General features: G+C 71.7%; 26 protein-coding genes. 8 read left to right on the top strand and 18 right to left on the bottom strand.

The genetic code is table 11. The annotated features are described in order from the left end of the window. Positions 1–33 precede the first annotated feature (33 nt). From JYK04_RS19190 to JYK04_RS19180, 3 genes are all read left to right on the top strand, one after another. A complete protein-coding gene (locus JYK04_RS19190; RefSeq protein WP_189735264.1) occupies positions 34–321 on the top strand; it encodes a hypothetical protein in 288 nt (95 codons plus the stop codon). A 52-nt stretch (positions 322–373) separates the two neighbouring features. Beyond that, the gene (locus tag JYK04_RS19185) at positions 374–1,168 is read left to right on the top strand and encodes a bestrophin-like domain (RefSeq protein WP_189735265.1); all 795 of its coding nucleotides are present in this window, start codon (positions 374–376) and stop codon (positions 1,166–1,168) included. Between the two features lie 128 nt (positions 1,169–1,296). Next, on the top strand, positions 1,297–1,695 hold the full coding sequence (locus JYK04_RS19180; protein WP_189735266.1) for a hypothetical protein: 399 nt from the start codon (positions 1,297–1,299) through the stop codon (positions 1,693–1,695). Here JYK04_RS19180 and JYK04_RS19175 read toward each other — a convergent pair. The 3 genes from JYK04_RS19175 to JYK04_RS19165 are packed head-to-tail and all read right to left on the bottom strand — an operon-like array spanning position 1,653 to position 4,117. Next, the gene (locus JYK04_RS19175) at positions 1,653–2,447 is read right to left on the bottom strand and encodes an ABC transporter permease (protein ID WP_208809275.1); all 795 of its coding nucleotides are present in this window, start codon (positions 2,445–2,447) and stop codon (positions 1,653–1,655) included. The genes JYK04_RS19180 and JYK04_RS19175 overlap by 43 nt on opposite strands. Continuing rightward, complete coding sequence (locus JYK04_RS19170; RefSeq protein ID WP_189735268.1) at positions 2,444–3,409, bottom strand: ATP-binding cassette domain-containing protein; 966 nt, start codon at positions 3,407–3,409, stop codon at positions 2,444–2,446. Before JYK04_RS19170 ends, JYK04_RS19175 begins: the two co-directional genes overlap by 4 nt. 33 nt (positions 3,410–3,442) lie before the next feature. Then, the gene (locus JYK04_RS19165; protein ID WP_189735269.1) at positions 3,443–4,117 is read right to left on the bottom strand and encodes a DUF4097 family beta strand repeat-containing protein; all 675 of its coding nucleotides are present in this window, start codon (positions 4,115–4,117) and stop codon (positions 3,443–3,445) included. 246 nt (positions 4,118–4,363) lie between these two features. Between JYK04_RS19165 and JYK04_RS42405 the strand changes: the two genes are divergently transcribed. Then, on the top strand, positions 4,364–5,110 hold the full coding sequence (locus JYK04_RS42405) for a GbsR/MarR family transcriptional regulator (protein ID WP_189735270.1): 747 nt from the start codon (positions 4,364–4,366) through the stop codon (positions 5,108–5,110). Here JYK04_RS42405 and JYK04_RS19155 read toward each other — a convergent pair. Beyond that, complete coding sequence (locus tag JYK04_RS19155) at positions 5,107–5,478, bottom strand: MerR family transcriptional regulator (RefSeq protein ID WP_189735271.1); 372 nt, start codon at positions 5,476–5,478, stop codon at positions 5,107–5,109. The genes JYK04_RS42405 and JYK04_RS19155 overlap by 4 nt on opposite strands. A gap of 54 nt (positions 5,479–5,532) precedes the next feature. Between JYK04_RS19155 and JYK04_RS19150 the strand changes: the two genes are divergently transcribed. Continuing rightward, positions 5,533–6,699, top strand: a complete 1,167-nt coding sequence (locus JYK04_RS19150) for an alkene reductase (RefSeq protein ID WP_189735272.1) — start codon at positions 5,533–5,535, stop codon at positions 6,697–6,699. Here the strand turns inward: JYK04_RS19150 and JYK04_RS19145 are convergent. From JYK04_RS19145 to JYK04_RS19130, 4 genes are all read right to left on the bottom strand, one after another. After that, positions 6,645–7,061, bottom strand: coding sequence for a VOC family protein (locus JYK04_RS19145; RefSeq protein ID WP_189735273.1), 417 nt, complete (start codon positions 7,059–7,061; stop codon positions 6,645–6,647). The two genes, JYK04_RS19150 and JYK04_RS19145, sit on opposite strands and share 55 nt — an antisense overlap. A gap of 118 nt (positions 7,062–7,179) precedes the next feature. Then, entirely contained in the window at positions 7,180–7,422 is a 243-nt protein-coding gene (locus JYK04_RS19140) for a hypothetical protein (protein WP_229875092.1), read from the bottom strand. 129 nt (positions 7,423–7,551) lie between these two features. Next, positions 7,552–7,740 carry a DUF397 domain-containing protein gene (locus JYK04_RS19135; RefSeq protein ID WP_189735274.1) on the bottom strand — a complete coding sequence of 63 codons (189 nt, stop codon included), beginning with the start codon at positions 7,738–7,740 and terminating at the stop codon, positions 7,552–7,554. Continuing rightward, positions 7,737–8,573 carry a helix-turn-helix domain-containing protein gene (locus JYK04_RS19130; RefSeq protein WP_189735275.1) on the bottom strand — a complete coding sequence of 279 codons (837 nt, stop codon included), beginning with the start codon at positions 8,571–8,573 and terminating at the stop codon, positions 7,737–7,739. The genes JYK04_RS19135 and JYK04_RS19130 overlap by 4 nt, the downstream gene beginning before the upstream one ends. A gap of 127 nt (positions 8,574–8,700) precedes the next feature. On the opposite strand from JYK04_RS19130, the gene JYK04_RS19125 reads away from it, so the two are divergent. Continuing rightward, positions 8,701–9,141 carry an ATP-binding protein gene (locus tag JYK04_RS19125; RefSeq protein WP_189735276.1) on the top strand — a complete coding sequence of 147 codons (441 nt, stop codon included), beginning with the start codon at positions 8,701–8,703 and terminating at the stop codon, positions 9,139–9,141. 77 nt (positions 9,142–9,218) lie between these two features. After that, the gene (locus tag JYK04_RS19120) at positions 9,219–10,478 is read left to right on the top strand and encodes a DUF4241 domain-containing protein (protein WP_189735673.1); all 1,260 of its coding nucleotides are present in this window, start codon (positions 9,219–9,221) and stop codon (positions 10,476–10,478) included. 16 nt (positions 10,479–10,494) lie between these two features. Here JYK04_RS19120 and JYK04_RS19115 read toward each other — a convergent pair whose 3' ends face one another. The 3 genes from JYK04_RS19115 to JYK04_RS19105 form a co-directional block, all read right to left on the bottom strand. Then, positions 10,495–11,070: a hypothetical protein gene (locus JYK04_RS19115; protein ID WP_189735278.1), complete on the bottom strand. Its 576-nt coding sequence runs from the start codon at positions 11,068–11,070 to the stop codon at positions 10,495–10,497. Positions 11,071–11,137: 67 nt separating this feature from the next. Then, a complete protein-coding gene (locus tag JYK04_RS19110) occupies positions 11,138–11,998 on the bottom strand; it encodes a TIGR03619 family F420-dependent LLM class oxidoreductase (protein WP_189735279.1) in 861 nt (286 codons plus the stop codon). Positions 11,999–12,087: 89 nt separating this feature from the next. Beyond that, positions 12,088–13,206 carry an ADP-ribosylglycohydrolase family protein gene (locus JYK04_RS19105; protein WP_189735675.1) on the bottom strand — a complete coding sequence of 373 codons (1,119 nt, stop codon included), beginning with the start codon at positions 13,204–13,206 and terminating at the stop codon, positions 12,088–12,090. A 636-nt stretch (positions 13,207–13,842) separates the two neighbouring features. On the opposite strand from JYK04_RS19105, the gene JYK04_RS19100 reads away from it, so the two are divergent. Next, a complete protein-coding gene (locus JYK04_RS19100; protein ID WP_189735281.1) occupies positions 13,843–14,907 on the top strand; it encodes a tyrosine-protein phosphatase in 1,065 nt (354 codons plus the stop codon). 68 nt (positions 14,908–14,975) lie between these two features. Here JYK04_RS19100 and JYK04_RS19095 read toward each other — a convergent pair whose 3' ends face one another. The 7 genes from JYK04_RS19095 to JYK04_RS19065 form a co-directional block, all read right to left on the bottom strand. Beyond that, complete coding sequence (locus JYK04_RS19095) at positions 14,976–17,552, bottom strand: bifunctional FO biosynthesis protein CofGH (protein ID WP_189735283.1); 2,577 nt, start codon at positions 17,550–17,552, stop codon at positions 14,976–14,978. 51 nt (positions 17,553–17,603) lie between these two features. Further along, positions 17,604–18,386, bottom strand: a complete 783-nt coding sequence (locus JYK04_RS19090) for an SDR family oxidoreductase (protein WP_189735285.1) — start codon at positions 18,384–18,386, stop codon at positions 17,604–17,606. 256 nt (positions 18,387–18,642) lie between these two features. Then, positions 18,643–19,146: a hypothetical protein gene (locus JYK04_RS19085; protein ID WP_229875093.1), complete on the bottom strand. Its 504-nt coding sequence runs from the start codon at positions 19,144–19,146 to the stop codon at positions 18,643–18,645. A gap of 272 nt (positions 19,147–19,418) precedes the next feature. Then, positions 19,419–19,844, bottom strand: coding sequence for a hypothetical protein (locus JYK04_RS19080; RefSeq protein ID WP_189735287.1), 426 nt, complete (start codon positions 19,842–19,844; stop codon positions 19,419–19,421). A gap of 8 nt (positions 19,845–19,852) precedes the next feature. Beyond that, entirely contained in the window at positions 19,853–24,469 is a 4,617-nt protein-coding gene (locus JYK04_RS19075; protein WP_189735289.1) for a putative T7SS-secreted protein, read from the bottom strand. Continuing rightward, positions 24,466–25,101, bottom strand: coding sequence for a hypothetical protein (locus JYK04_RS19070; RefSeq protein ID WP_189735291.1), 636 nt, complete (start codon positions 25,099–25,101; stop codon positions 24,466–24,468). The genes JYK04_RS19075 and JYK04_RS19070 overlap by 4 nt, the downstream gene beginning before the upstream one ends. Beyond that, the gene (locus tag JYK04_RS19065; protein WP_189735293.1) at positions 25,098–25,535 is read right to left on the bottom strand and encodes an SseB family protein; all 438 of its coding nucleotides are present in this window, start codon (positions 25,533–25,535) and stop codon (positions 25,098–25,100) included. The genes JYK04_RS19070 and JYK04_RS19065 overlap by 4 nt, the downstream gene beginning before the upstream one ends. Between the last annotated feature and the right edge of the window lie 83 nt (positions 25,536–25,618).

The raw sequence follows: 25,618 nt of genomic DNA, 5'->3' as shown, positions 1-25,618 counted from the left end.
GACCAGGTGTGCGGCGGGGTCGTTGGACGGTGCATGAACGCCTTGAAGCGCACCCTCGCCGCCCTGCTCGTCTCCGGTGGCGCCCTCGCCCTCGTACCCGCCGCCGCACACGCCGACGAGGCTCCCGACCAGGCGCCCCCGATCGCCGGCCGGGTCGTGGACATCGTCGACCACCCGTCCCAGGCCGTACAGGACACCAAGACCGCGGTGGGCGTGACCGCCCAGGCGGCCGGATCCGCCGGCCAGGCCACGGGCTCCTCCCTCACGAGCGCGGGCTCGGCCCTGACCGCCGGTCTCCCCACGGCCCCGAAGGTCGGGTGACGAACACCGGCCGAGGCCGGGCTCTGGGGCGGCGGCGCTCGTTGAACAGCGCATGATCCTCTGGCTTCTCAACCACCTCAGCACCTTCGTCATCGCCGTCCTCCTGGTCGGCGGCCTCACCGGCCTCGCCGTCGCCGGGAGCGTGGCCGCCCGCCGCCGCTTCCCGCACCTGGCCCAGGGGGACCACAACGAGATGGTCGGGGTCGCGCTCGGCATGTTCGGCGCGATCTACGGCATCATCCTCGCCTTCGTCGTCGTCACCCTGTGGACGCAGCTGGAGAACACCCAGAACATCGTCGCCAGCGAGGCCACCGACCTGGCCCTCGTCGTCCGCAGCGCCGACGCCTTCCCACCGGCCGACCGCGACCGGGTGCACCGGGCCGTCGGCGCGTACGCGCACGCCGTCGTCGAGGTGCAGTGGCCGCTGATGCGCGACGGGCGGCCGAGCTACGACGCGACCGCCCCGCAGACGCAAGCCCTCTACCAGGCGCTCCAGGCCTACGAGCCGCAGGGCACCCGCGCCGAGACCTTCTACGCCGAAGCCGTCACCCGCCTCAACGACGTCGCCGCCCAGCGCCGGGCCCGCATCACGATGGCCGAGAGCGCGCTGCCGGTCCTGCTCCAGGTGCTGGTCTACGGGGGCGCGTTCGTGATCGTCCCGCTCACCTTCCTGTTCGGGCTGCGCAGCCTGAAGATGCAGCTGCTCTTCGTATCGGCGGTGGCCGGGCTGATCGGCTTCAGCCTGCTCCTGGTGGTGGCACTGGACCGCCCCTTCGCGGGGGACCTCAGCGTGACCCCGGCGCCCTACAAGGAGGCGGCCCTGGCGCAGTTCTGGGCCGCCGGCTGAGCGGGCCGCGGACTGTCAAGTCCCGAACTCCAGCGACATGACGCGATCCGCTCCCTCGGGCTGACTGGATGCACGGGCCCACCACCCCGCCCGCACACCTCCGCCTCCGCCTCCCGAGGAGCAGTCCCATGGCCCGCAGCCACACCCGCACCCGGACCCGGACCCGGCGTCTCGTCCTGCCCGTGGTCGCGACCGTCCTGGCCGCCCTCGCCGCCTCGGGCGCCGGCTTGATGTACGGGGCCCGCGGCGCCCCCGCGGCGCCGCGCACCCCGCACTCCTCCACCGCCCCGGCGCCCCACGGCGGCGGCTCCGGCCACCGCCTGTGGTCGGTGTTCAAGCACCTCTGGACGACCGTCGGCATGGCCGGGGACTCCCCGCACGCGCGCCACAACGCCGACGGGCGGCGTACACCGACCGTCGTGTCGGGGTACGCCGCCCAGGGGCGGGACGATGCTGCGGGAGGAGGCCCGCGCGTTCATACCGGTTACTTCGGGTCGCGGTTGAAGGAGGCCGCCGACCAGCGGTAGCCGAGCACCGCCAGGCCGATGGACCAGGCGACCGCGAGCCACCCGTTGTAGCCGATCTCGGTGCCGAGGAGCAGGCCGCGCAGGGTCTCGATGGCCGGCGTGAACGGCTGGTACTGGGCGATCGGCTGGAACCAGCCCGGCATCGCCTCGACCGGGGTGAAGGCGCTGGAGATGAGCGGCAGCAGGATCAGCGGCATCGCGCTGTTGCTGGCGGCCTCGGCGTTCGGGCTGGCCATGCCCATCCCGACGGCGATCCAGGTGAGGGCCAGGGCGAAGAGCGCGATCAGCCCGAACGCGGCCAGCCACTCCAGGGCCGTGGCATCGGTGGACCGGAAGCCGATGGCGACGGCGACGGCGCCGACGAGGACCACGCTGGCGAGGGACTGCAGGACGCTGCCGACGACGTGCCCGACGAGCACGGAGCCGCGGTGGATCGCCATGGTGCGGAAGCGGGCGATGATGCCCTCGGACATGTCGGTGGAGACGGACACCGCGGCCCCGATGACGGTGCTGCCGATGGTCATCAGCAGGATGCCGGGGACGACGTACGCGATGTAGTCGGAGCGGTCGGCGCTGCCGCCGCCCATGCCCGCGCTCATCACGTCGCCGAAGATGTAGACGAAGAGCAGCAGCAGCAGCATGACCGGGGTGAGCAGCAGGTTCAGCGTCAGCGACGGGTAGCGCCGGGCGTGCAGGAGGTTGCGGCGCAGCATCGTGGAGCAGTCGCGCACGGCGAGGGAGAGGGAGCTCATCGGACGTTCTCCTTGGACTGGTTGGGGAGGGCGGCGGCCGGGCCGGTGAGGGCGAAGAACACGTCGTCGAGGTCGGGGGTGTGCACGGTCAGCTCGTCCGCCTCGATGCCGGCGGCCTCCAGCCGGTCGAGGACCGAGCGCAGCGCGCGCTGGCTGCCGTCGCTGGGGATCTGCAGCGCCAGAGCCTCGTCGTCCCGGGACCCCTCGTGCAGGGCGAGGGCCGCGGACCGGTAGGCGGCCGGGTCGGTGAAGCGGAGCCGGACGTGCCCGCCGGGGATCAGCCGCTTCAGCTCGTCGGCGGTGCCCTCGGCGGCGATCCTGCCGTCGTTGAGCACGGCGATCCGGTCGGCGAGCTGGTCGGCCTCCTCCAGGTACTGGGTGGTGAGGAAGACGGTGACGCCGCCCGTGACGAGTTCCCGGATGATCTGCCACATGTTGTGGCGGCTGCGCGGGTCGAGGCCGGTGGTGGGCTCGTCGAGGAAGATGATCCGCGGGTCGCCGACCAGCGTCATGGCGATGTCGAGGCGGCGCTTCATGCCGCCGGAGTAGCTGGCGGCGGGCTTCTTGGCGGCCTCGACCAGGTCGAAGCGCTCCAGCAGTTCGCCGGCCACCCGCCGTCCCTCGCTGCGGGAGAGGTGGTGCAGGTCCGCCATGAGGAGCATGTTCTCCTCGCCGGTGATCAGGCCGTCGACGGCGGAGAACTGGCCGGTGACACCGATCGAGGCACGGACGGCCTGCGGATCGGCGGCCAGGTCGTGGCCGTTGATGTGGATGGCTCCGGTGCCCGGGTCGGCGCCGAGCAGGGTGGAGAGGATCTTGACGGCGGTGGTCTTGCCGGCGCCGTTCGGACCGAGCAGGGAGAAGACCGTGCCGGCGGGGACCGCCAGGTCGATGCCGTCGAGAACGACCTTGTCGCCGTAGGACTTGCGCAGCCCGTTCGCCGCGATGGCCAGGTTGGTCATGAGGAGTGCTCCTTCGGGGGCGGTGACTGCGGGTCAGATGCTGCGGGCGGTGATGTCGCCGTAGGAGGTGGTGGCGCGGATGTTGAGGCCGGCGGCGGCGCCGTCGGTGTTGGTGAGGGCGTTGGAGATGCGGCCGTAGGCGGTGCCGGCGTCGAGGGTGGCGGAGACGCCGCGGGCGGCGCCGACGGTGATGTCGCCGGCCTGGGTGGTCAGTTCGACGGTGCCGCGCTGGGCCTCGGCGATCTGCAGGTCGCCCTTCTGGGTGGTGATCTGCGCGGGGCCGCCCAGGCGTCCGACGGAGACGTCGCCGGCCATCAGGGTGAGGTGGGCGCTCGCGGTCTCGTCGAGCTTGACCGTGCCCTGGGCGCTCTCGAAGGTGACGTCGCCGAGGCGCCCGACGCCGCGGAACTCCGCGGCCGCGGTCTTCGCCTCGACGCGGGAGCCGGCGGGCAGCTGGACGGTGATCTCGACGGAACCCGGGTGGTTGCCGAGGATCCGGTTCTTCACCGGGGCGGCCGCGATCCGCAGCACACCGTCCCGGTATTCGGCGGTGGTCTGCTCGGCGGCCTTCACGTCACGGCCCTTCGAAGCGTCCGCCGGGAGGATCTCGACGGTGGTGTCGGCCCGGTCGGCGGCGATGAACCGGATGAGCCCGGCGGGGACGTCCAGGACGGCGGCGATCGGGGCGGCGGTGGCGAACTTCTGCATGGTGCCTTCTCCTTCATCAGCGGCTGCGCTCCGTGCGCCCCGCGGTTTCTGATGAACGAAAAGCTACGTTGCGTTCGAGGAACTGGCAACAGGATCGTTGCGCTAAATGTGCATCACTGCAGTTCAAAGGCGAGATTTCATTGCAATGGTTTCGAGCTTAACGCAACACGCGGTACGCGGTTCGTTGCAATGGAATGAGAGTGAACGCTATAGTGGGCCACACCACGGACCACGAAGGAGACCGCGATGCCGGGAGGCAGGCTCAATCAGCAGGAACGCCAGCAGATCGCGCTGGGACTGGCCGACGATCTCCCCTACGCGGAGATCGCCAGGCGCCTCGACCGTCCGACCTCGACGATCTCGCGCGAGGTGATGCGCAACGGCGGGCCCAACGCCTACCGGGCCGACCTGGCCCACCGCGCCACGGAACGCCGCGCCCACCGGCGCAGCCAGGCCGCCCCCCGGGGGTCGGAGGCGCTCCCGCAGGCCCACGGGCGCGACCCGGAAGCGGTGCGGGAGTTCGAGGACGTGTTCACCAACGTCCTCATCCAGGCGGGCACGCCCAAGATGATGGCCCGGGTGATGTCCTGCCTCTACATCACGGACACGGGCAGCCTCACCGCGTCCGAACTCGTCCAGCGCCTCCAGGTCAGCCCGGCGTCCATCTCCAAGGCGATCACGTTCCTGGAGGGCCAGGGCCTCGTCCGCAGGGAGCGCGACGAACGCCGCCGCGAGCGCTACTTCGTCGACGACGACGTCTGGTACCAGGCGACGATCGCCAGCGCCCGCGCCAACGCCCTGATCATAGAAACCGCACGCCAGGGCGTCAGCATCCTCGGCCCCGACACCCCGGCCGCCAACCGCCTGGAGAACATCGCCCGCTTCATGGACTTCGTCTCCGAAGGCATCACCCGCGCCGCGGAACAGGCCCGCGAGGTCCTCCACACGAAGCCGGGCACGCCCGCGGCAACACCCCCGGGCGACACACGCTAGGCGACTGCCGTGCGGCCCGCCGCCGCCTCGATCACCTCGTCCAGCACCTCGCGGGAGCGGAGCAGATCGCCGATCATCCGGTCGATCCGCTCCCGCTCCGTGGCCAGTTCGGCCACCAGTGCCGGGGTGGCGCGCACCGACGGGCCGCCGTCCTCGTCCCGCATGCAGGGCAGGATCTGCGCGATCTTCGAGCTGTGCAGGCCGGCCGCGTACAGTTCCTGGATCCGGATGACCCGGTCGACCGCCCGCTCGGGGAAGTCCCGGTGGCCGCCGGGCGTCCGGTCCGAAGCGAGCAGGCCCTGCTGCTCGTAGTAGCGCAGCGAACGCTCACCGACCCCGGTGCGCGCCGCCAGTTCACCGATCCGCATGGCCCCACCCCAGCTCTTGAACCTGACATCAGTGTCAGCTTTTACGGTACCGGCATGACGCAGACACAGCACGGTCCCGCCGCCTCCCGCCTCTTCGACTCCGCCCGCCTCGGCGCCCTGGAACTGCCCAACCGCCTGGTGATGGCCCCGCTGACCCGTAACCGCGCCGGGGCCGACGGCGTCCCCGGGGAACTCATGGCCACGTACTACGCGCAGCGCGCCTCGGCCGGCCTGATCATCGCCGAGGCCAGCACCCCCAACGCCGCCGGGCAGACCTACCCGCACATCCCCGGCATCCACACCCCGGAGCAGATCGCCGGCTGGCGCCGGGTCACCGAGGCCGTACGGGCCGCCGGGGGCGGGCAGATGTTCCTCCAGCTCCAGCACGGCGGCCGGGTCGGCCACCCCGAGACCAGCGGGTACGTACCGCTCGCCCCGTCGGCGGTGCCGTTCCCCGAGCAGCTGCACACCCCCGGCGGCCTCCGGGACGGCGTCGTACCGCGCGCCATGACCGCCGACGACATCCGGTCCACGATCGCCGACTTCGCGAGCGCGGCCAGGAACGCCGTCGAGGCGGGCTTCGCCGGGGTGGAGGTGCACTCCGCCAACGGCCACCTGCTGCACCAGTTCCTCGCGAGCAACACCAATCGCCGTACCGACGAGTGGGGCGGCCCCGTCGAGAACCGCATCCGGTTCACCGTCGAGGTGGTCCGGGCCGTTGCCGAGGCCATCGGCCCGGAGCGGGTCGGCGTCCGCATCTCGCCCGGAGTGAACGTCAACGGGATCGAGGAGGGCGACACCGAGGAGATCTACCCGGCCCTGGTCAAGGCGCTGGCCGACCTGGCGCCGGCCTACCTGCACCAGGTTCACGCAGACCCCGACCGGCCCGCCTTCGCCCGGATCCGCCGAGACTGGCCGGGCACCCTGATCGCCAACCCGGCGCTCTCCCGCGAGGAGGTCGCGGCCGACGGCGGCAAGCGGCAGGGTGAACGGCTGCTGTCCGAGGGCGCCGACCTCGTGGCACTGGGCCGGGGCTTCCTCGCCAACCCCGACTTCGTGGAACGGCTGCGCACGGACGCGCCGCTCAACGAGATCCGTCCGGAGTTCCTGATGCACGTACAGGGCCCGGAGGGCTACACCGACTACCCGGTCCTCGGGCGGTCGGCCTACGCCGACGCGACGGCCGGGCCCCAGGTGCGGGAGCACAGCACCAGCCGGTAGCCGTCGGGGTCGGCGACGGTGACCCCCCACTCGTCCCAGTACGGGTTGTGGGCGGCGACACGGGTTCCGCCGTGCTCGACCAGGCGCTGGACGAGGGCCTCGTCGGGGGCCTCGCCGAGATAGACCACGAACAGGTCGTCGACGGTCGGCGCGGGCACGATCGGGTTCGAGTCGTCACGGGTGAGCTCGAAGTGCCAGCCGCCACCGGCCGGTCCGACCATCAGCAGGTCGTGCTCACCGGGCACGCTCTCGGCGCTCCGCCACTGGACTTGCAGCCCGAGCCCGTCGACGTAGAACCGCTCGGCGGCCGCCAGGTCGAGGGAGGGCCGGGCGACACGGACATGAATATGTGAATCGATCATGCTCGCCAGCGTACGAAACCCCGCCGGGTCATGGGTGGTTGGTTCGGCCGCCGACCGCACGGCCGACCCGCCGGCCGGGGGCCCGTGTGGCGGGCCCCCGGCCGACGAGCGCCGGGCGTCAGGCGCCCAGGTGGTGGGCCTCGGCCCACTCCTTCTCGCCCGCCTTCTCGCAGCTGTCGGCGTACAGGGGGCCGATCTTCGCCGGAATGCCGGCGAAGGAGGAGCAGTTGGACGCGAAGGCCTTGTGGCCGGCGGAGAAGTAATCGATGTCGACACCGTCGTTGGCCAGGGCCGCGCCGGCGCCGCCCATCAGGATGCCGGCAGCCAGGACGGACGCCGTCAGGGCAGAGCGAATACGCATGACACTCTCCTAAGAGTTCGATCGACGTGCGGGACAGACGGCACGCGACCGGTCAACATCACGGAGAGTTCACGGGAAACGGTGATTCACCCCAATGGCGGTCACCCTCTGTCATTCGGGCGTGCCGCGTCAGGAGCCCGCTGTGACCCCGGCCAGGAACGCCCCCCAGCTCGCGGGCGCGACGGCCAGCTCGGGACCGGCCGTCACCTTGGAGTCCCGGACGTGCACGGCGTCCGCACAGGCGGCGACCTCGACGCAGTCGTCGCCGTCGCCGCTGCTGTAACTGCTCTTGAACCACCGCAACGGGGAGCTGTTCACAGGGATCCTCGCAATCGCATCAACAGGGCCCTGCTGTCCGCAGGATTGAGAGCCTGGATGCGAAGTTTGGCATACCGCAGGTGGAGGAGACTGACGTCTTTCGGGTCGGTCAGCACGCGGCCCGACTGCTGCCCCTCGCTGTATCCCATCCACTCGTGATCCTGGGTTTCGAGGAGGTGGAAGGGGCCCCCGAGGCCCGCGTGTTGGGGACTCACCAGCGGCATGATCTGCAGGTCCACGTTGGGGAGTTGTCCGCAGCCCAGCAGGTGGTCGATCAGCTCACGGGTCACCTCCGGCCCGCCGGTCTGCCGCAGGATCACCGCCTCGTCGATGATGAAGCTGAAGACCGTGTACGGAGTGCGGTGCAGGAGTTGCTGGCGCTTCAATCGGGCCGTGATGCGGGACTCGACCTCGTCGGGGGTGGGCGGCGGCAGGACATCGTCCACCAGGGCCCGCGCGTAGGCCTCGGTCTGCAGCAAACCGGGCACGGACCGGGACTCGTAGGTGTTGAGGATGACGGCGCCCTCCTCCAGCTCCGCCCACCGCCGGAACCAGGTCGCCAGCCCCCGCCGCCGTGACAACTGCCGGGCCGCGATGATGATCACGCCGTGCGCGTTCAGTGCCGCGTCGGTCTTGTTGACGAACTTCTGCGACGGGTGGCGGCGGCCCTGTTCCACCGAGCCGACGTACTGGACCGAGTACCCGACCAGCGGGGCCAGTTGCTCCTGGGTCAGCCCGGCCCGCTTGCGGGAGGCCTTGACCGTCTCGCCGAAGCTGCGCAGGTTGTCATCCGGTTCGTCCTCGCCGTCGCCGCTGTCGTCGGCACTCACCATGGCGGTCACCTCCGCGAGAAATGTTCACGCACCGTGACTCGCACTGTCCAGGGAGTGAACTCGTACAGTTGGTTTGTACGAGTCCGGTTGGTGTCGAACGACCCTGGCCAGGCGGGATGTTGGCGCCATGACCGCACCTTCCGGCCCCGCCCGGACCCTCGTACGCGTGTTCACTCAGCGTTTCAGCTGCACCCGGCGCGGAGCCCGCCTCGCCCGCCAGCTGGCCCTCGTGGAACTCCACGACTGGGGCGTCCCGGAGTCCACCGCGCTCTCCGCCGACGCCGGGCTCCTGGTGGCCGAGCTCGCCGCCAACGCCGTCCTCCACGGGCGGGTGCCCGGGCGGGACTTCGAGCTCCGGATGACCCTGCTGGAGGGGGTCCTGCGCATCGAGGTCTCCGACGCCCGCCGCGACCGCCGGCCCGCCCTGCGACCGCACGCCTACCAGGCCGAATCCGGCTACGGACTCCGCATCGTCGACGCCGTCGCCGCCGACTGGGGGGTCATGGACCGGCTGATCGGCAAGACGGTGTGGGCCGAGCTGACCCACCGCGCGGGGGTGCGGACGTAGCCGCCCGCGGCGCTGTCGGTGGTGGCCGCTACCGTGCGATCAGGTGTAGGAACGGGTGGGAGCGGGCGGTGGCGGGGATGGTCGTCGAGTTGGGGTACGCGGAGGGCTGGGACCTGGCGACCCGTACGCCGTGGCGGCCGCTGTCCGCCGAGGCCGCGCGGGAGCGGGACGCGGCCGGCCTGCCGTACGTCGCCGAGTACCGGACGCCCGGCCGGGAGGCTCCGCTCGAAGTCAGGCTCGTCTCCTGGCAGGAGCACCACGTGGGCCTCTGGGTCTACGACGAGCAGGGCCGCCGCACCTATGAGGTCGACTACCGGCTCCTGGACGGGGACCGGCTGCTGACCCGGCGGGCGCGCCGCTGGGGCTACGCCGGGCCCGAGGTGCCGGAGTTCGACGCGGAGGCATCCCGGACCACCGTGACCCTGTTCCCCGACGGCCGGGGCCGCCTCGTGCAGGAACCGAAGGGCTCCAAAGGGGGATCGATGCAGACCACGGCCAAGGTCACCGAGGAGGAGCGGTGGATGGACCGCCCGGAGTTCGGGGGCTGGCCCGTGCTCTCGGCGCAGCTGCACGGGTCGGCGGAGCCGGTCGCCGTCCGGGAGATGTCCGTGGCGCGACCGGGCGCGGATCCGGAGTGCGAGCCCGCCGACCGCTGGCGGGCTCCCCGGCCGGGCGAGGCCGGGCCGCTGGACGCGCTGTTCCGGCCCGGGACGCGGATGACCACGTCGCAGTACCCCGAGATGACCGTCGTGGAGCCGGTGCGGGGCGGGACCCTGAACGTGCCGAGCGGACTGCTGGGCATCGACTGCCCGCTGGACGGGAAGGGGCCGCGCCTGACCGTGGCCGTCCCGCCCGGAACGTACCCGCTCGAAGAGGCGCGCATCGCCTTCGGGTACCACTGCCCGTGGGACGAGCGCTGGGTGGACTGCACGGAGACCGCCGCGGTCCGGCTGCGCGTGAGCGATTCGCCCGCCGCTTCCTGGGAGGTGGTCATGGCGCCGGAGGACGACCCGCGGCTGCTCGACGAGGGCGAGGTGTACTGCTTCTCCACGGACGGCGCGACGGGTGCCTTCGCCGATGCCCAGGAGTGGGGGCCGCTCCAGGCGCTCTTCGACCGGGCGATGGGAAGCGGCGATCCGGATGCGGGCTGGAAGAGGACCGATCCCCTGTCCATGTTCCTCGCGCGAACCCGTGAGCCGTCCTCCGGCGCCGAGCTGGCCGCGTTCGCGGTGACCTCGGACGGGGGGCATCCCGTCTGGGTGGGCAGGTCGGCCGACGGGGACGTGGTCGGGGTGGTGGTGCTGGTGGACGGGATGCCCGCGCTCGCGGCGCCCTGAGCCGCCGGGTCGCCGTTCAGGGGCGCCAGCGCGGAGCCTCGTCGTCCGGGTCGTCGGGGCTGGCGAAATGGAACGGCACGCCGAGGTGCGCGGCCAGGGCGGTGCCCGCGCGGGTGGCGGCCGCCGCCGAGGGGTGGAGGCCGCCGGTGCCGGCGCCGTCCAGGGCGCGTTCCGCCGCGCCCCAGTAGATCGTGGCGAGGCCCTTCTGCCCGCTCTGCCCGGCCGGTCCGTCCGTGATGGCCAGCAGGTTCACGAACCAGTCGTGCACGGTGTCCCCGTCCCAGACCGCCTCGATCGCCACCACCCGGCCCGGGATGCCGTGGGCGAGGGCGGCGAGCGAGTCCAGGTCGATCGGATCGTCGGGGGTGCGGGCCACCCGGTCGCCGAAGTGCACGTAGCGCAGGTGGACGATCTCCTGGGCCTCCCGCAGGCCGATGCCCTGGACGCGGCCCGCCGCCCACACCAGCCTGATCGCCTGCATGAGGCCGTCCTGGAGGACGTAGCCGTCGACCTGGGTGCGGATGCCCGCCGGGAGCGCCGTCCACTGGTTCTCGATGTCCCGGTCCACGCCGTGCGCCCCTCGGTTCGTCATGGCGTCATGATCGGCAGGGCGGCCGTGCCCCGTCGAGGGGTTTTCGGGACCGGACGGCCCCGGCCCGTCAGAGGTACTGGGCGAACTCGTCCAGGGTGCGCAGGACTTCCGGCTTCCCGGCCGACGGGAGCTGCAGGACGACCTCCTCGATGCCGAGGTCGGCGTAGTGGCTCATCTTGCCGGGAGTGGGCCGGACGGCGTACGGGACCACGCGCAGGGCCTTCGGGTCGCGCCCGGCCGTCTCCCAGATCTGGCGCAGCACCGGGAGGGATTCGCCGAGGCCGCCGCCGCCGATGGGGAGCCAGCCGTCGGCGTGGTCGGCGATCGCGGCGAAGAGCTTGGGGCCGGCCGCGCCGCCGATCAGGGTGCGCGGGCCGTACAGGGGGGCGCCGGGCCCGAGTTCGCGCGGGGCCTGGACCGGCTTCGGGTAGGCGGTGCTGGCCTGGACGGAGCAGTACTGGCCGACGTACGCGGTGGGCTCGGGGGACCACAGGGCGCGCATCAGCGCCATCCGGTCGCGGACCAGGTCGCGGCGGGTGCGCCACTCGACGCCGTGGTCGGCGGCCTCCTCGACGTTCCAGCCGTAGCCGATGCCGAGGGTGAACCGGCCGTGGGAGAGGTGGTCCAGGGTGGCGACCTGCTTGGCGAGGCCGATCGGGTCGTGCTGGGCGACCAGGGTGATGCCGGTGCCGAGGTGGAGCCGTTCGGTGACGGCGGCGGCCTGGCCGAGGGCGAGGAAGGGGTCGAGGGTGCGCCCGTACATCTCGGGGAGCTCACCGCCCATGGGGGCGGCGGTCTCGCGGCTGACCGGGATGTGGGTGTGCTCCGGGAGGTAGAGGCCGGAGAAGCCGCGCTCTTCGAGGCTGTGGGCCAGCCGGACGGGGGAGATGGTGCGGTCGGTGAGGAAGATGGTCGTGGCGATCCGCATGTGTTCTGGCACCTCCGAGACGTGGGACCCGCCACGGTACGGGCTGGGCCCGCGATTGTTGAGGGTGCGTCAGTTGCCGGGGGCGCGGTTCAGCCGCGCGGGTAGCGGACCAGCCAGCCCGGGGCGGAGGCGGTGGGGCTGTGCAGGCTCGGGCCCTGGGTCATCTCCAGGGCGAAGTCGTCGGCGAGTTCCAGCAGCGCGGCGCGGCCCTCGAGCTCGGCGAGCCAGGCGGCCGGGAGGGCCGTCTCGCCGTGCAGGGCGCCGAGCAGCGCCCCGCACAGGGCGCCGGCGGCGATGGAGTCGCCGCCGTGGTTGACGGCGAGGCGCAGGCCCTGGGGGACGTCCTCGGCGACCAGGGCGCAGTAGACGGCGACGGCGAGGGCGCCGGCGGCGTCCTCGGGCCCGTCGCCGCCGGGGGAGAGGGCTTCGACGGCCTCGGGCCCGGGGGAGCCGTGGGTGACGGCGGCCGTGGCGCGTTGCAGGGCGTCCGTGACGGGCTGGTGGCCGGGGCGGGCGCCCAGCAGGCCGAGGGTCCGCTGGACGGCGGAGTCGAGGGATTCGCCGCGGATCAGGCCGTGGACGATGACGGCGACGGCTCCGGCGGAGAGGGTGGCGGTGGGGTGGCCGTGGCTCTGCGCGGCGCATTCGACGGACAGCTGGAGGACGAGGGCGGGCTCCCAGCCGACCAGCAGCCCGAAGGGGGCCGAGCGGGAGGCGGCGGCCGCGTCGCGGGCGGCGGGGTTCTTCGGCTGGTCGAGGGTGCCGAGGACGTCGTCGGCGAAGCCGGTCAGGCAGGCGCGGTGCGGGACGCGGCGGGCGTAGAGCCACTCCTCGCGCCCCAGCCAGCCGTTGTCCTTGCGGCGTTCGTCGGGGCCCCAGTCGTGCTGGGTGGCGGCCCAGCGCAGGTACGCGTGGTGGATGTCGGTGGGCGGGTGCCAGGCGCCGGTGTCGCGGCGTACGTGGGCCCGGATCAGCCCGTCCACGGTGAAGAGGGTGAGCTGGGTGGCGGCGGTGACCCGGCCGCGGCGCCCGAGGGCGGGGGCCGGACCGGTCAGGCCGTCCGGGCCGTGGGCCTCGCGGAGGGCGGCGAGGGAGAGGCCGGCGGCGGGGGCGCCGAGGGCGTCGCCGAGGGCGGAGCCGAGGAGGGTGCCGCGGACGCGGCTGCGGAAGTCCTGCTGCTCGACGCGGCCCCACAGGCCGGTGGCGATGCCCCGGCCGAGCGTACGGTTCGCCCCGGCGGGGGCCGGTCCCGCGCCGCCGCGGAGGAGGCCGTGCGCGCCCGCGGGTCCGGTGGCGCCCGCCGGGCCTTGGCCGCGCGCCGGGCCGGCGGGGGCGGGGGCGCCCGGGACGGTGGGTCCGGTGGCTGCCCGGCCTGGGCCGCCGGGGAGGTGCGCGCCCGCGGGGCCGGTGGCGCCTGCCGGGGCGGTGGGGGCGGGGGCGTGCAGGGAGATGGCAGGGGCGTCGGCACCCGGGACGGGGCCGCTCGGGAGGGGGCCGGGGCCCGCCGCGGAGCCCGTGCCGTTCGTACCGTTCACAGCGTCCATCTCCGCGTCCGTCCCCGCGTCCATCCCCGGCACCGTGCCCCCCGCTGACCACTCCACTCGATGCCCGGCGCCCCTATCCGTACCCGCCGCGCACGCGAACCCGCACTGTAGTGGACAGGATCGGTCGAAACCGGAAGTGGTCGGCCAGGGATCCCGTAAGTGAGCGTAGATCGGCCAGAATCCGAACACTTCCAGCCGCGATCCGGCAGGTGGCACGTTTTGCCAGTTGCCTTCGAGTCGGTCGTTTTCGGTCACGCCTCGTTCATCGGACGTTCTCCGCGGCCGCCCAGCCTCGGAGCCATGAAGAAGGCTCTCCTCGCCGCGACCGCCGTCGCCTCCGCAGTCGCCGCCTCCCTGGTCGCGGCCCCGCTCGCCTCCGCCTCGGGCTGGGACCGGCACGACCGGTCCGCCGTCCCGTTCACCGAAGCCACCGTCACCGCCGGAGCCGACGGCTCCTTCACCCTCCGGTGGAAGGCCCGCGGCACCGACCGGGTCGAGATCAAGGCGAACGGCAAGGTCGTCGCGAAGGGCGGGTCCCAAGGCAGCGCCGTGGTCGCCGGCCTGCCCGCCGCCGACCGCCAGTGGTTCGACTTCAAGCCCGGCCGCGGCCAGGGCCTGCGCCTCGCCGACCGCCTGATCAAGCTGGACGGCACCGCCAACTTCCGCGACGCCGGCGGCTACCGCACCAGCACTGGCCAGTGGGTCAGGATGGGCGAGATCTACCGCTCCGACGCGCTCGACAAGCTCACCGAGAACGACCTGGCCAAGCTGCAGCGCCTGCGCGTCAGGACGGTCTTCGACCTCCGCATGGAGGACGAGCGCACCAAGGCCGCCGACAAGGTGCCCACGGGCGCCACCTACGTCGTCGCCGACGTCTTCGCGGGCTCCGGCTCCTTCCAGACGATGCCCCGCACCCCCGACGAGGCCGTCAAGGCCATGGTCGACGCGGAGCGCGCGATGGTCTCCGGCGCCGGCGGCAAGAAGGCGTACACCCAGGTCTTCGAAGGCATCGAGCGCGACCGCAGCCGCTCCGTCCTCTTCCACTGCACGGCCGGCAAGGACCGCACCGGCTGGGCGGGCGCCGCCCTGCTGACCGCCCTCGGCGTTCCCCGCGAGACCGTCGAGGCCGACTACCTGGCCAGCAACGACTACCGCAAGGCCGCGAACGACGCGATCCTCTCCCACCTGCCCGCCCAGCAGGCCGCCGTCTACAAGCCGCTGCTCGACGTGCGCCCCGAGTACCTGAACGCGGGCTACGACGAGGTCAAGGTGAAGTACGGCTCCTTCGACCGCTACCTCAAGGACGGGCTCGGCATCGACGCCCGCGAGCTGAAGGAGCTGAAGAAGGACCTCCTGGTCGGCTGATCCCGCTGATCCGGATGGCTCCGGATGGATCCGGGTCGGTCCTGACACCGACCCGGATCCCCTTCCGCTCAGTCCAGTACGGGGAGCAGCTCGGGCAGGTGCCCGTCCGAGGCGCGGGCCGCCTCCTGCCGCTCCTGCGGCACCTCCCCGTACAGCGTCGTACGGGCCTTCGCGGGGCGCCCGGCCGCCTCGGCGACCGCGATCAGGTCCTGCACCGACTTGTACGAGCCGTAACTCGACCCGGCCATCCGCGAGATGGTCTCCTCCATGAGCGTGCCGCCCAGGTCGTTCGCCCCGGACCGGAGCATCTCGGCCGCGCCCTCCGCCCCCAGCTTCACCCAGCTCGTCTGGATGTTGGGGATGTGCGGGTGCAGCAGGATCCGGGCCATCGCCGTCACCGCGCGGTTGTCCCGGACCGTCGGACCCGGCCGCGCGATCCCCGCCAGGTACACGGGCGCGTTGGTGTGGATGAAGGGGAGCGTGACGAACTCCGTGAAACCACCGGTCTGCTGTTGGATGCGCGACAGCGTGCGGAAGTGGCCGAGCCAGTGCCGCGGCTGGTCCACGTGCCCGTACATCATCGTGGACGAGGAGCGGATCCCGAGCTCGTGCGCGGTGGTGATGACGTCGATCCAGTCGGCCGTCGGCAGCTTGCCCTTGGTCAGCACCCAGCGCACCTCGTCGTCGAGGATCTCCGCCGCCGTACCCGGGATCGAGTCCAGGCCCGCCTCCTTGGCCGCCGTCAGCCAGTCCCGTACGGACATCCCCGTGCGCGTCGCCCCGTTGACCACCTCCATCGGCGAGAAGGCGTGCACGTGCATGCCGGGGGCCCGCTGCTTCACCGCGCGCGCGATGTCGAAGTAGGCCGTCCCGGGCAGGTCCGGGTGGATGCCGCCCTGCATGCACACCTCGACCGCGCCCACGTCCCAGGCCTGGGCGGCCCGGTCGGCGACCTGGTCGAGGGAGAGGGTGTAGGCGTCGGCGTCCGTGCGGCGCTGCGCGAAGGCGCAGAAGCGGCAGCCGGTGTAGCAGACGTTGGTGAAGTTGATGTTCCGCGTGACGATGTAGGTGACCTCGTCGCCCACGACCGACCTGCGCAGGTCGTCGGCGATGCGGCACAGCGCGTCCAGGGCCGGGCCGTCCGCGTGGAGCAGCGCCAGCGCCTGCGCGTCCGTCAGCTTCGTCGGATCGTCGGCGGCCTGCGCGAGGGCGCCCCGTACGTCGGTGTCGATGCGCTCGGCGACCATCCCGGGCGCGGCCGCCTCCCGCAGCGCCTCCCAGTCCCCGTACACGTCGTCGAAGTCGTCGCGGCGGTCGCCGGTGCGGCCCTCGGTGTCGATGGTGGCGTGCAGGTCGGTGCGCCCGTACGCGGTGAAGCCCTCGTCCGGCTCCTGCCACGGCCGGCCCTCGACCGCGGCGCCCTCGTCGGCCAGCCCGGTCCCCGGATCGGCCAGCGCCCGTACGTGCGGCAGCAGGCGGGGGTCCAGCCAGGGCTCGCCGCGCTGCAGGAACTCCGGATAGATGGTGAGGCGTTCGCGCAGCTCGAAGCCGGCGGCGGCGGTCCGCCCGGCCAGCTCCTCGATGTGCGGCCAGGGGCGCTCGGGGTTGACGTGGTCGGGGGTCAGCGGGGAGACCCCGCCCCAGTCGTCGATGCCCGCGCCGATGAGGAGCGCGTACTCGGCGTCCACCAGGTTCGGCGGGGCCTGGATGCGTGCGCTCGGGCCCAGGATGTGGCGGGCGACGGCGATGGCGGCGGCCAGCTCCTCCAGCTCCGCGTCCGGCATGCCGCGCATGGCGGTGTCCGGCTTGGCGCGGAAGTTCTGGACGATGACCTCCTGGATGCCGTGGTAGGCGCGCTGGATCCGCCGGAGCTCGAAGAACGCCTCGGCGCGCTCCGCGTAGGACTCGCCGATGCCGATCAGCACGCCGGTGGTGAAGGGGACGTTGGAGCGGCCGGCGTCCTCCAGGACGCGCAGCCGTACGGCCGGGTCCTTGTCGGGGGAGCCGTGGTGGGGGCCGCCCGGCTCGGACCACAGGCGGGTGGCGGTGGTCTCCAGCATCATGCCCATGCTGGGTGCGACCGGCTTGAGCCGCTGCAGGTCGGACCAGGACATGACGCCGGGGTTGAGGTGCGGCAGCAGGCCGGTCTCCTCCAGGACCCGGATCGCCATGGCGCGCACGTAGGCGAGGGTGTCGTCGTAGCCGTGCGCGTCGAGCCACTCGCGGGCCTCGGGCCAGCGGTCCTCGGGGCGGTCGCCGAGGGTGAAGAGCGCTTCCTTGCAGCCCATCGCCGCGCCCTGGCGGGCGATGTCGAGGACCTCGTCGGGGGAGAGGTACATCCCGTGGCCGCTCTTGCGGAGCTTTCCGGGGACGGTGACGAAGGTGCAGTAGTGGCACCTGTCGCGGCAGAGGCGGGTGAGGGGGATGAAGACCTTGCGGGAGTAGGTGATGACACCGGGCCGCCCGGCGGCGGCGAGCCCGGCGTCCCTCACCCGTGCGGCGGAGGCGGCGAGGTCCCCCAGGTCCTCGCCGCGCGCCTGGAGGAGTACGGCCGCCTCGGTCGCGTCGAGCGCGACGCCGTCGCGGGCCCGCCGGAGCGCGCGGCGCATCGCGTTTTCGGTCGGAGCGTCACTCGGAGTGGTCATGGGGCGAGCATACGATCCGACGTTGTGGCGGTGGGGCGGCTGTGGAGTGGCTCATCTCATCAGCTCACCCGCGTTGACCAGCAGCGACTGGCCGGTTATCGCCCGGGCCCGGTCGGAGGCGAAGAACACCGCGGCGTCCGCCACGTCCCCGTCGGTGGCGAGATCGGGCAGTGCCATGCGCTCCGTGAGGCGGGCGTGCACCTCGGCCTCCGGAACGCCTTCCGTGTGGGCGGTGAAGGTGACGAAGGCCTGCACGGGCGGGCCCCACATCCAGCCGGGCAGCACGGTGTTGACGCGGATCCGGTGCGGTCCGAGCTCGCGGGCCATGGAGTACATGGCGGAGGTCAGCGCCCCCTTGGAGGCGGCGTACGCGGCCTGCTGCACCTCGTTGGGTGCGGCGACGGCGGACTGCGTCCCGATCACGACGACGGCCCCGCCGCGCTCCTTGAGGCCGGGCAGAGCGGCCCGGGTCATCCGCAGGGTCCCCAGCAGGTTCACGTCGATGATCTGCTGCCAGGTCCCGAAGTCGGCGTCCTGCAGCCCCCCGAAGTAGGAGTCCCAGGCGGCGACGTGCACGACGCCGTCGAGCCTCCCGAACCGGTCCCGCGCGAGCGCGGCGAGGGCCTCGCACTGCGCCTCGTCGGTGATGTCGGTCGGCAGGTACGCGGTGTGCGTGCCGTCGGGGTCGATCTCGGCGGCGGATTTGGCGAGATTCGCCCCGGTCCGCGCCCCGAGCACGGCGTTCCCGCCGTCGCGCACGACGGCGGCGGCCACCTGATGCCCGAGCCCGGCCCCGACACCGGAGACGATGACGGTCTTCCCTTGCAGCAGCATGACGGACCTCCGGGGCGCACGACGGTATCTGACGGTGCGTCAGACTATGGCGCGGGCGCGGCGGTGTGAAGGGTCGTGGACCCGAAGAGCGTCGGAGGCGCCGGCCGCCGTCGTTCCTGCGCGCGCCCAGCCACTGCTCGGCGAACCTCGACGGCCTAGGCGTGGGACAGCCTCCGCATGAGGTCCAACTGCCGGCCGGTACCCGAACCTTCGGGAACCTCCCCGGCGGTCCTCCACTGCCACCGGCGGCCTCGGGTCACCACGGTCGCAGCCCCGCGCGCCGGAGCCGGAGAATGGATTCGTATCCGAAGGCTTCCAGGTCGGCCGCATAAGGCGGTACGCCGGGGTGGTCACCGCAGAAGGTGACGTTCGCCGTGAGGTGGTCGTCGGCCAGGCCGCCGTAGGAAAGGGAGATGTACGCGGAGATCTCGACGGTCGAGCGGAGTGCGTCCGTACGCACAAGAGCGCTGCGCGCGTACGCCACGCAGCGCCGCAGCAGTCTCGACTCCCGCTCCTCCCCGGAGGCCGGGAGGTCGTGGTCGGTCATGCCGCGACCGTTGACGGTGTACTCCTCGTGCACCACGTCCGAGAACGGTCCCGGTGGAGCGGACTTCAGCGCCGACAGGACGTGCGCGCCGCCGGGGGTGACCTCCCAGCCGCATTCCGCGATCCGAAGGAACGCTGCAGGCGCTTCGTCCGGGGTGATGCCCTCCATGCCGACCCGGCCCAGCAGACGGGCCATCGAGCGGTTCGTTTCCATACGCCATCCTCCCCCCAGGACACCTCGCCGGTCAGCAACGCCCGGCACCGCACCTGGCCGCGTTGTCGGGGCGCAGGCCAGATACCTCTCGCGGTCCGCCGCCGACGCATCACCGAGCAGGGAAACGAGCCCGGGCACGCGCCCCCGATGCCCGGCGTGGTCGTAGCCCCCGTAGATGACGTCATCGACGTCATCGGTCCGCTGCCCCGCGAAGTCGATCCCGAGACGGCTGCGCCGACATGCCCCGCCCCTGAGCCGGGGAGATCGACGGCTCAGTCCGGAAGGTCGTCGCAAAACGGAACCATGCCGGTCCCCCAGTCGAAGCGGAATTTCCGGTGTGGCTGGTCGAAGCTTACAGAGATTCCGCAGGGGGGTTTGTTCAGAATTTGGTGGACCCATCCGTCGATTGCCAGGGCTGCAACTTCCGCCTGGTAGTCGGCGCCGGGGTAGGTGAAGGAATCGATGGCGACGAGTAGGTGCCCGTCGGCAATGCGCGAAAGCTCTGCGGTGTGGAGCGAAAGTCCGTACGCAAGCCATGCGGCGTCCTTCCAGTAGATATGGCCCGCTGGAAGGCGCAAGTGCAGACGTTGGTCTATCTGGATGGCTCCCGATGGTGCGGATTCGGATTCTTCTGTGTGCGCCAAGAGATCGGCGGCGAGGCCGATTCCACCCTTCATGAACCTGTATTTGTAGTGCATGTCAATCCTTAAAATTTCAGCATGTGGAATACGTTTCGGTCGAAGAAATTTTCGCTGCCATATTTTTGTGGCATTCCCTTGATGTAGTCATAGTCGTGTGGAAGCCCATCTCCGTAAATTCTGCTGTGAGCGTCCATGAATTTTTCTGCTTCGTCGGGTGTCATGGATGTCATGTCGGCTTTCCTGAAGCTGAGGAAATCGGCAGCCGAAACCCTGAAGGATACAATAGACAATCCGCCTTCCGGAATTTGCTTGGAACGCACTGCAAGATATCGCCCGGCTTCCTCGAGGGTTGACCAGGCGTAGACGCCGTGCCCGTACTGTCCGCGAAGTTCATCCTCAGGCCATGGCGTGCCGCCATTTCGGAGGCGTGCGGCGTCCTCGGCCCCCTGCACCGTGTGAAACTCATGATCCGGGCAACCTTCCGGCGTCAACCCCATGGGATCCGACCACGTGTGCGGGTTCGAGACGTACGTCGCCGGGTTCGGGGCCGGGGCCAGGCCCAGGGGGTCCGGGGTGAGGTAGCGGGCCGTTTCGGGGTCGTAGGTGCGGAAGTAGTTGTGGTGGAGGCCCGACTCGGGGTCAAAGTACTGGCCCGGGAAGCGCAGGGGCGTGTAGGCCACGGCGTCGCGGGTCCAGGTGGTGGAGCCCCAGAGGGTGGAGCGGGCGCGCCAGGCGATCTCGCCCGACTCGTCGATCAGTTCGCGCGGAGTGCCGATGAGGTCCGTGACGACGGCGAAGAAGCGGTCGTCCGTGGTGCCGAGGACGCTCTCCGCCTGGGTGAGCGGGTGCAGGCCGTGGTGGGTCCAGGTGAGGGTGACCGGGCCTTCCGTCTGCTCGCAGAGGGTGGTGCCGTCCCAGGTGAAGAGGACCTCTTCCGCCACCTCGCCGCTGGGCGCGAGGCGCTGCTTGGCCGTGCGGCGGGACAGGGCGTCGTAGCGGTAGCGCCAGCGCGTGCCGTCCGGGGTGGTGACCGCGCTCAGGCGGTCTTCCGCGTCCCACTCGTAGTGCCAGGTGTCCGGCTTGCGCGAGAGGCGGGTCTTCTGGCGGAGGGTGACCCGGCCGAGGGCGTCGTGTTCGTAGCGGATCGAGCCGGCACGGGTGATGCGGGTGCCGGTGTACGCGCGGTCGCCCTGGGCCTCCGCGCCCGGGTGGCGGGACGGCCAGGAGGCGCTGGTCTGGTTGCCGGCGTCGTCGTAGGCGTAGCGCTCGGTCCAGTCGGACGCGTCGACCGCCGTGACGCGGGCCGCCGGGTCCAGGGTGAAGGTCCGGGGACCGGCGAGCGCGTCGTCGATCGCCGTGAGGGCGCCGTCCGCGCGGTAGCTGTAGCCGCGGCGCTGGAGGGTGCGGCCGTCCTGGCCGATGAGGTGCTGGTCGGTGAGACGTCCGACCGGGTCGTAGGTGTGCGCCAGGGCCAGGTCCGGGCCGATGGCGCGGGTCAGCTCCCGGCCTGCGGCGTCCCGCTCGAAGGTCAGGGTGCGGCCCGATGCGCTGAGGGCGCTGCGGCGGCCGGCCGCGTCGTACGTCCACTCCGAGAAGGCCCCGGCCGGTGTGGTGCGGCCGGCCCGGCGGCCCGCGACGTCGTAGGTGTGGGTGAGGGTGCGTCCGTCGACCGTCTCCGAGACGACGCGGCCGTACAGGTCCCGTCGCAGGGTCAGCGTGGTGCCGTCCGGCGAGACGGCCCGGGCGAGTTCGTCGTAGTCGTCGTACTCGTACGACGTGATGCCGTCCGCCGTCTCCTTCTGCAGGAGCTGGGAGAGGGCGTCGTGCGCGTACGTGGTCGTGGCGCCGAGTGCGTTCGTACGGGAGACCAGGCGACCCGCGGGGTCGTAGCCGTAGGTCAGGGTGCGGTCGTCGAAGTCCGTCTCGGCGGCCAGTCGCCCGGCGGGATCGTAGGCGTAGGTCCAGGTCAGGCCCTGGGGGTTGGTGACCGAGGTGAGGCGCAGCTCGGTGTCGTGGTTGAAGGAGTGGCGGACGCCGTCCGGGCCCGTGCGGGCCGTGAGGAGGTCGAAGTCCCCGTACTCGGAGAGCGTCAGCCCGCCCACCGGGTCGGTGTGGGAGGTGCAGTTGCCCTCGCCGTCGTAGGTCCAGGACTCCGTGCCGCCGTCGGCGGTCTCCCGGCGGAGCAGGCGGCCCTCCACACTCCACGTGAGGCGGGTGGTGTGGCCGAGGGGGTCGGTGACGGCGACCGGGCGGCCGAAGGGGTCGCGCGTGTACGTGGTCGTCGCGCCCAGCGGGTCGGTGATCTCCAGGGGCAGGCCGGCCGGGTCGCAGCGGACCGTGGTGACCGCGCCCAGGACGTCCGTCACCGAGGCCAGGTGGTTGCGGGCGTCGTACGTGAAGCGGTGCGTGGCCCCGTGCGGTGCGGTGGCCGAGGTGCGGTTTCCGCGCTCGTCGTACGTCGCCCGCGTGACCCGGCCGTCGGGCTGGATCACCGTGACCGGCAGGCCCAGAGCGTCGTACTCGGCCCTTACCTCGCGGCCGTCGGGGCGGACCACCGTGGTGAGCCGGCCCTGCTCGTCGTAGACGTAGCGGGTCGTGTGGCCGAGCGGGTCGGTGCGGGTCAGGAGCCGGTCGTACGCGTCGTGCGTGAACCGGGTGGTCGCGCCCGTCGGGTCGATCTCGGCCGTGATCCGGGCGCGGTCGTCGACCAGGTACCGGGTCTCGTGGCCGTGGGAGTCGGTGTAGGTGGTGGAGCCGTCCTCGTAGGTGAAGCGGACGTCGAGGTGGCCGTTGGTGCCGGACTGGGCGGTGCAGCGGTGCCGTTCGTCGTAGACGTAGTCGAAGTGGCGGTCGTTGGTGTCGGTCCAGGAGGTGATCCGGCCGAGTTCGTCGTAGCCGAACCGGAGGGGGCGGCCCGAGGAGTTGGTGACGTGGGTGAGGTGGCCGTCCGTGTACCCGTAGTGAAGGACTTCGGTGCCGTCGGCGAGGGCGAGGCCGGTTATTCGGCCTTCCGACGAGCTGAGGCGCATCTCGTAGCCGCCGCTGTGGGACAGGGCGGCCGGCGCGCCCGTCTCGTCGTACTCGAAGGTGATCCAGGCGCCGCCCCGGTCGTCGAGCTGCGTGAGGAGGCCCTCGTCCGTGAAGTGGCGGACGTGTCCGGATTCGGGGTCGGTGACCGTGTAGCCGCCGTCCGCATCGAGGACGAGCGGCCAGCGCTGACCGTGGCCGGGGAGTACGGGGGTTCCCGGCTCGGGGTGCGGGTAGGCGAGCAGGCTGCCGTCCTCGCGGACGAGGATCACTCCCTCCTCGTCGATCTCCAGACGCTGGTCGACCGTGGACGCCCAGCTCGGGCCGAACCAGCGGCCGGCGCGGTACGAGGACTCGAAGGTCCGGGTGAACACGAGCGGCAGCGCGCCCGGCAGGACCAGGTCGGTCTGCGGCAGGACCATCCGGCCCGTCGCCACGTCGACCGGGTCGCCCTTGCACTTCAGGTCCGCCTTGCGGCGAGCGGCGGCCTCGGCTTCGGCCTTCGCGGCCGTCCGGGCCGCTTCCTTGCTCGCCGTCTTCTCGGCGAAGCGCAATCCGGTCCGGAGGGTGGGCAAGCCCTTGGTGCCGATGAGATCGGGGAGGATGCGGCCCTTGAATTCGCTCGGATCCGCCATATAGCTGTCGATCATCGGGCCGGGGATGCGTTCGGGGTGGGACGCGGTGGAGACGAGACCGGCCAGCGTCATGCTGAGGTTCTGGTGGAAATCGGCAGGGTGCGTCGCGTTGTACGGGTCGAGGGGGTTCAGGCTGCGTGCGAAGTTCAGCGTTCCCGCCGTGCCCTTCAACACTCCGCCCACGACATGGCTGAGCTCGAACACCTCCGAGCCCGCGTAGTCGCTGAGCCCGGCCAGCAGCCGGTCCGTCGCCGGCATCTCCGCCGGGGCGTGCTCCATGGCCGCTTTGAGCGTGCGTTCGGCCGTCATGGCCGCCTCGTCGCGCTGCCTGCGGGCCTCTTCCAGGATCTCCTTGGCCTGCTTGAGGGCTGCCGCGCCCGGATCGGCGCCCTCGACCGGGACCGGGCCGGGATCGTGGCCCGCCTGCGCGGCCGCCTTGTAGGCGTCCTCCTTGGCGACGTGCGCGTCGTGGGCGTCCTTCGTCGCCTTCACCGCGGCCTTGTGGAGATCGATGGCAGCCTGGGCCTGCTTCTGCGCCCATTCCAGCGTCTCCGCGTACCGGCTGAGCGCGCCGCTCGCCGACTCGCACGCGTCGGAGGCGCGCAGCCAGTCGGTGGGATGCATGGCGAACTTCGCGCGGAACGCGTCGGCCGCCTGCCCCTTCCACTGGTCCGAGTCGAGGGCCTTCATGCCCTGACCGACCCGCTCGAACGCCGCCTGGAAGTCCGCCAGGTGCTTGGCCGACCCCCGGAGTGCCGACGACTTGCCGTGGATCAGCTCGTCGGCCTGCTCACTCTCGCCGAGCTGCTGTTCGCGTACCGATGCACCGAGCCGGGAGGCGAGTCCGTCGCCGAAGTCCTCGACCGTGTCCGCCCAGCCGTGCGCGCCGGCACGATCGAGGACGCCACCGACCTCGTCGGTGACCCTGTCGACGCCGTGGCCGACGACCTTCTTGGCCGAATCGACCGTCTCGTCGAACTTGTCGAGACCCTTGTCGACCAGCTTTCCCAAGTCCGTCATCGCCCCGCACCGCCCGGCTGTGCCTCGGGTGCCGGGCCGACCATGTCATCGACCGCCTCGTCCGCCTCATCCCGCAACCCGACCGCGTCGATGATCTGGTTGGGCAACAGGATGTCGGAACTGTTCAGGTCCCGGACAGTGCTCTTCCAGGCCTCGTTGCCGTTCTCCGAGGCCCGCTCGAAGGACTCCGGCCTGTAGTCCGCGTTCTTGATCTGGGTGATCGGGTTGTCCGAGAGGACCTCGCCCCAGCTCTTGGCGATGATGTCCTTCTCCTCGGCGTACGGGTTGCCCAGTGCCGCGTTCGCCACGACCTTGAAGCTGCCCTGGATGTATTGGTCCTGCTCGTACATCGCACCGGCCGACAGCCCCACGTTCCGGGCGAAGGCGTTTCCCTGCTGCACCAGCGAGCGCACCCCCCAGCCCCAGCGCTCGCAGAACGTGCCCAGGGTGGATGTCAGGCCCTCGTGCCCGGTCTCCATCCCCGAGAGGGCAAGGTCGGTGAAACCGCCGCCCATGCTCGCCGTGCCCACCGATCCGATTTCCTTCAACTCCGCCAGGCTCGCCGTGATCCCCTGCGCGATCAGCGCCAACGCCTGCTTCGAGACATCGAGCTCCGCCCCGTCCCCGCTCATGCGGCCGTCTCCCCGTCGAGTGCCGAGGCATCCGGCACGATCCCCCGAACCGGCGGGAACGCCAGCCCGTCCGGCCCCGCCGCGTTCCACGCGACCCCGCACGGAAAGCCCACCGCCGGCACCAGCTCGTCGAGCAGGCGCGCACCGACCACCCGCCGGTACGTCCACTCCCGGTCGGCCTCGCCGCGCGCCTCGGCGAACCGGGCCAGCGCCTCCTCGTCCGAGAACGCGCAGATCCAGTCCAGCCCCCCGAGTTCGGCCGTCCACAGGCCGTCTCGTACGTCCAACGGCACGAGAACGACCCGGCTGCGGAATTCCGCCAGCCGCTCCAGCATCGCCTCGTGTGCTTCTACTGCCGGATCGACCACTTCCGGTCGATGGGCAGCCTGGCCGGCAGCGGCCCGCAGCCGACCCCACTCCTCGTCGAACCCCACCACAACTCCCCCCACCCCAACCCCCGTACGCCTTGATCGAACTCACTTTCGCATTGCGTGACAGGTCGGCGAAATTTACTCTT

Origin of the sequence: Streptomyces nojiriensis, from assembly GCF_017639205.1 — a bacterium.
Taxonomy (GTDB): Bacteria; Actinomycetota; Actinomycetes; order Streptomycetales; family Streptomycetaceae; genus Streptomyces; species Streptomyces nojiriensis.
Note: the sequence above shows the minus strand (reverse complement) of the source record. Positions and strands in the feature narration are given on the sequence as shown.

What these genes read in the sequence shown, in the direction of transcription:
- JYK04_RS19170 (WP_189735268.1), bottom strand. Translation starts at nt 3,409, where the DNA reads ATGACCAACCTGGCCATCGCGGCGAACGGGCTGCGCAAGTCCTACGGC.
- JYK04_RS19165 (WP_189735269.1), bottom strand. Translation starts at nt 4,117, where the DNA reads ATGCAGAAGTTCGCCACCGCCGCCCCGATCGCCGCCGTCCTGGACGTC.
- JYK04_RS19070 (WP_189735291.1), bottom strand. Translation starts at nt 25,101, where the DNA reads ATGAGCGGGGACGGGGCGGAGCTCGATGTCTCGAAGCAGGCGTTGGCG.
- JYK04_RS19115 (WP_189735278.1), bottom strand. Translation starts at nt 11,070, where the DNA reads ATGACGAACCGAGGGGCGCACGGCGTGGACCGGGACATCGAGAACCAG.
- JYK04_RS19145 (WP_189735273.1), bottom strand. Translation starts at nt 7,061, where the DNA reads ATGATCGATTCACATATTCATGTCCGTGTCGCCCGGCCCTCCCTCGAC.
- JYK04_RS19175 (WP_208809275.1), bottom strand. Translation starts at nt 2,447, where the DNA reads ATGAGCTCCCTCTCCCTCGCCGTGCGCGACTGCTCCACGATGCTGCGC.
- JYK04_RS19150 (WP_189735272.1), top strand. Translation starts at nt 5,533, where the DNA reads ATGACGCAGACACAGCACGGTCCCGCCGCCTCCCGCCTCTTCGACTCC.
- JYK04_RS19110 (WP_189735279.1), bottom strand. Translation starts at nt 11,998, where the DNA reads ATGCGGATCGCCACGACCATCTTCCTCACCGACCGCACCATCTCCCCC.
- JYK04_RS42405 (WP_189735270.1), top strand. Translation starts at nt 4,364, where the DNA reads ATGCCGGGAGGCAGGCTCAATCAGCAGGAACGCCAGCAGATCGCGCTG.
- JYK04_RS19080 (WP_189735287.1), bottom strand. Translation starts at nt 19,844, where the DNA reads ATGCACTACAAATACAGGTTCATGAAGGGTGGAATCGGCCTCGCCGCC.
- JYK04_RS19190 (WP_189735264.1), top strand. Translation starts at nt 34, where the DNA reads ATGAACGCCTTGAAGCGCACCCTCGCCGCCCTGCTCGTCTCCGGTGGC.
- JYK04_RS19100 (WP_189735281.1), top strand. Translation starts at nt 13,843, where the DNA reads ATGAAGAAGGCTCTCCTCGCCGCGACCGCCGTCGCCTCCGCAGTCGCC.
- JYK04_RS19125 (WP_189735276.1), top strand. Translation starts at nt 8,701, where the DNA reads ATGACCGCACCTTCCGGCCCCGCCCGGACCCTCGTACGCGTGTTCACT.
- JYK04_RS19085 (WP_229875093.1), bottom strand. Translation starts at nt 19,146, where the DNA reads ATGGAAACGAACCGCTCGATGGCCCGTCTGCTGGGCCGGGTCGGCATG.
- JYK04_RS19090 (WP_189735285.1), bottom strand. Translation starts at nt 18,386, where the DNA reads ATGCTGCTGCAAGGGAAGACCGTCATCGTCTCCGGTGTCGGGGCCGGG.
- JYK04_RS19095 (WP_189735283.1), bottom strand. Translation starts at nt 17,552, where the DNA reads ATGACCACTCCGAGTGACGCTCCGACCGAAAACGCGATGCGCCGCGCG.
- JYK04_RS19130 (WP_189735275.1), bottom strand. Translation starts at nt 8,573, where the DNA reads ATGGTGAGTGCCGACGACAGCGGCGACGGCGAGGACGAACCGGATGAC.
- JYK04_RS19180 (WP_189735266.1), top strand. Translation starts at nt 1,297, where the DNA reads ATGGCCCGCAGCCACACCCGCACCCGGACCCGGACCCGGCGTCTCGTC.
- JYK04_RS19185 (WP_189735265.1), top strand. Translation starts at nt 374, where the DNA reads ATGATCCTCTGGCTTCTCAACCACCTCAGCACCTTCGTCATCGCCGTC.
- JYK04_RS19155 (WP_189735271.1), bottom strand. Translation starts at nt 5,478, where the DNA reads ATGCGGATCGGTGAACTGGCGGCGCGCACCGGGGTCGGTGAGCGTTCG.
- JYK04_RS19075 (WP_189735289.1), bottom strand. Translation starts at nt 24,469, where the DNA reads ATGACGGACTTGGGAAAGCTGGTCGACAAGGGTCTCGACAAGTTCGAC.
- JYK04_RS19140 (WP_229875092.1), bottom strand. Translation starts at nt 7,422, where the DNA reads ATGCGTATTCGCTCTGCCCTGACGGCGTCCGTCCTGGCTGCCGGCATC.
- JYK04_RS19120 (WP_189735673.1), top strand. Translation starts at nt 9,219, where the DNA reads ATGGTCGTCGAGTTGGGGTACGCGGAGGGCTGGGACCTGGCGACCCGT.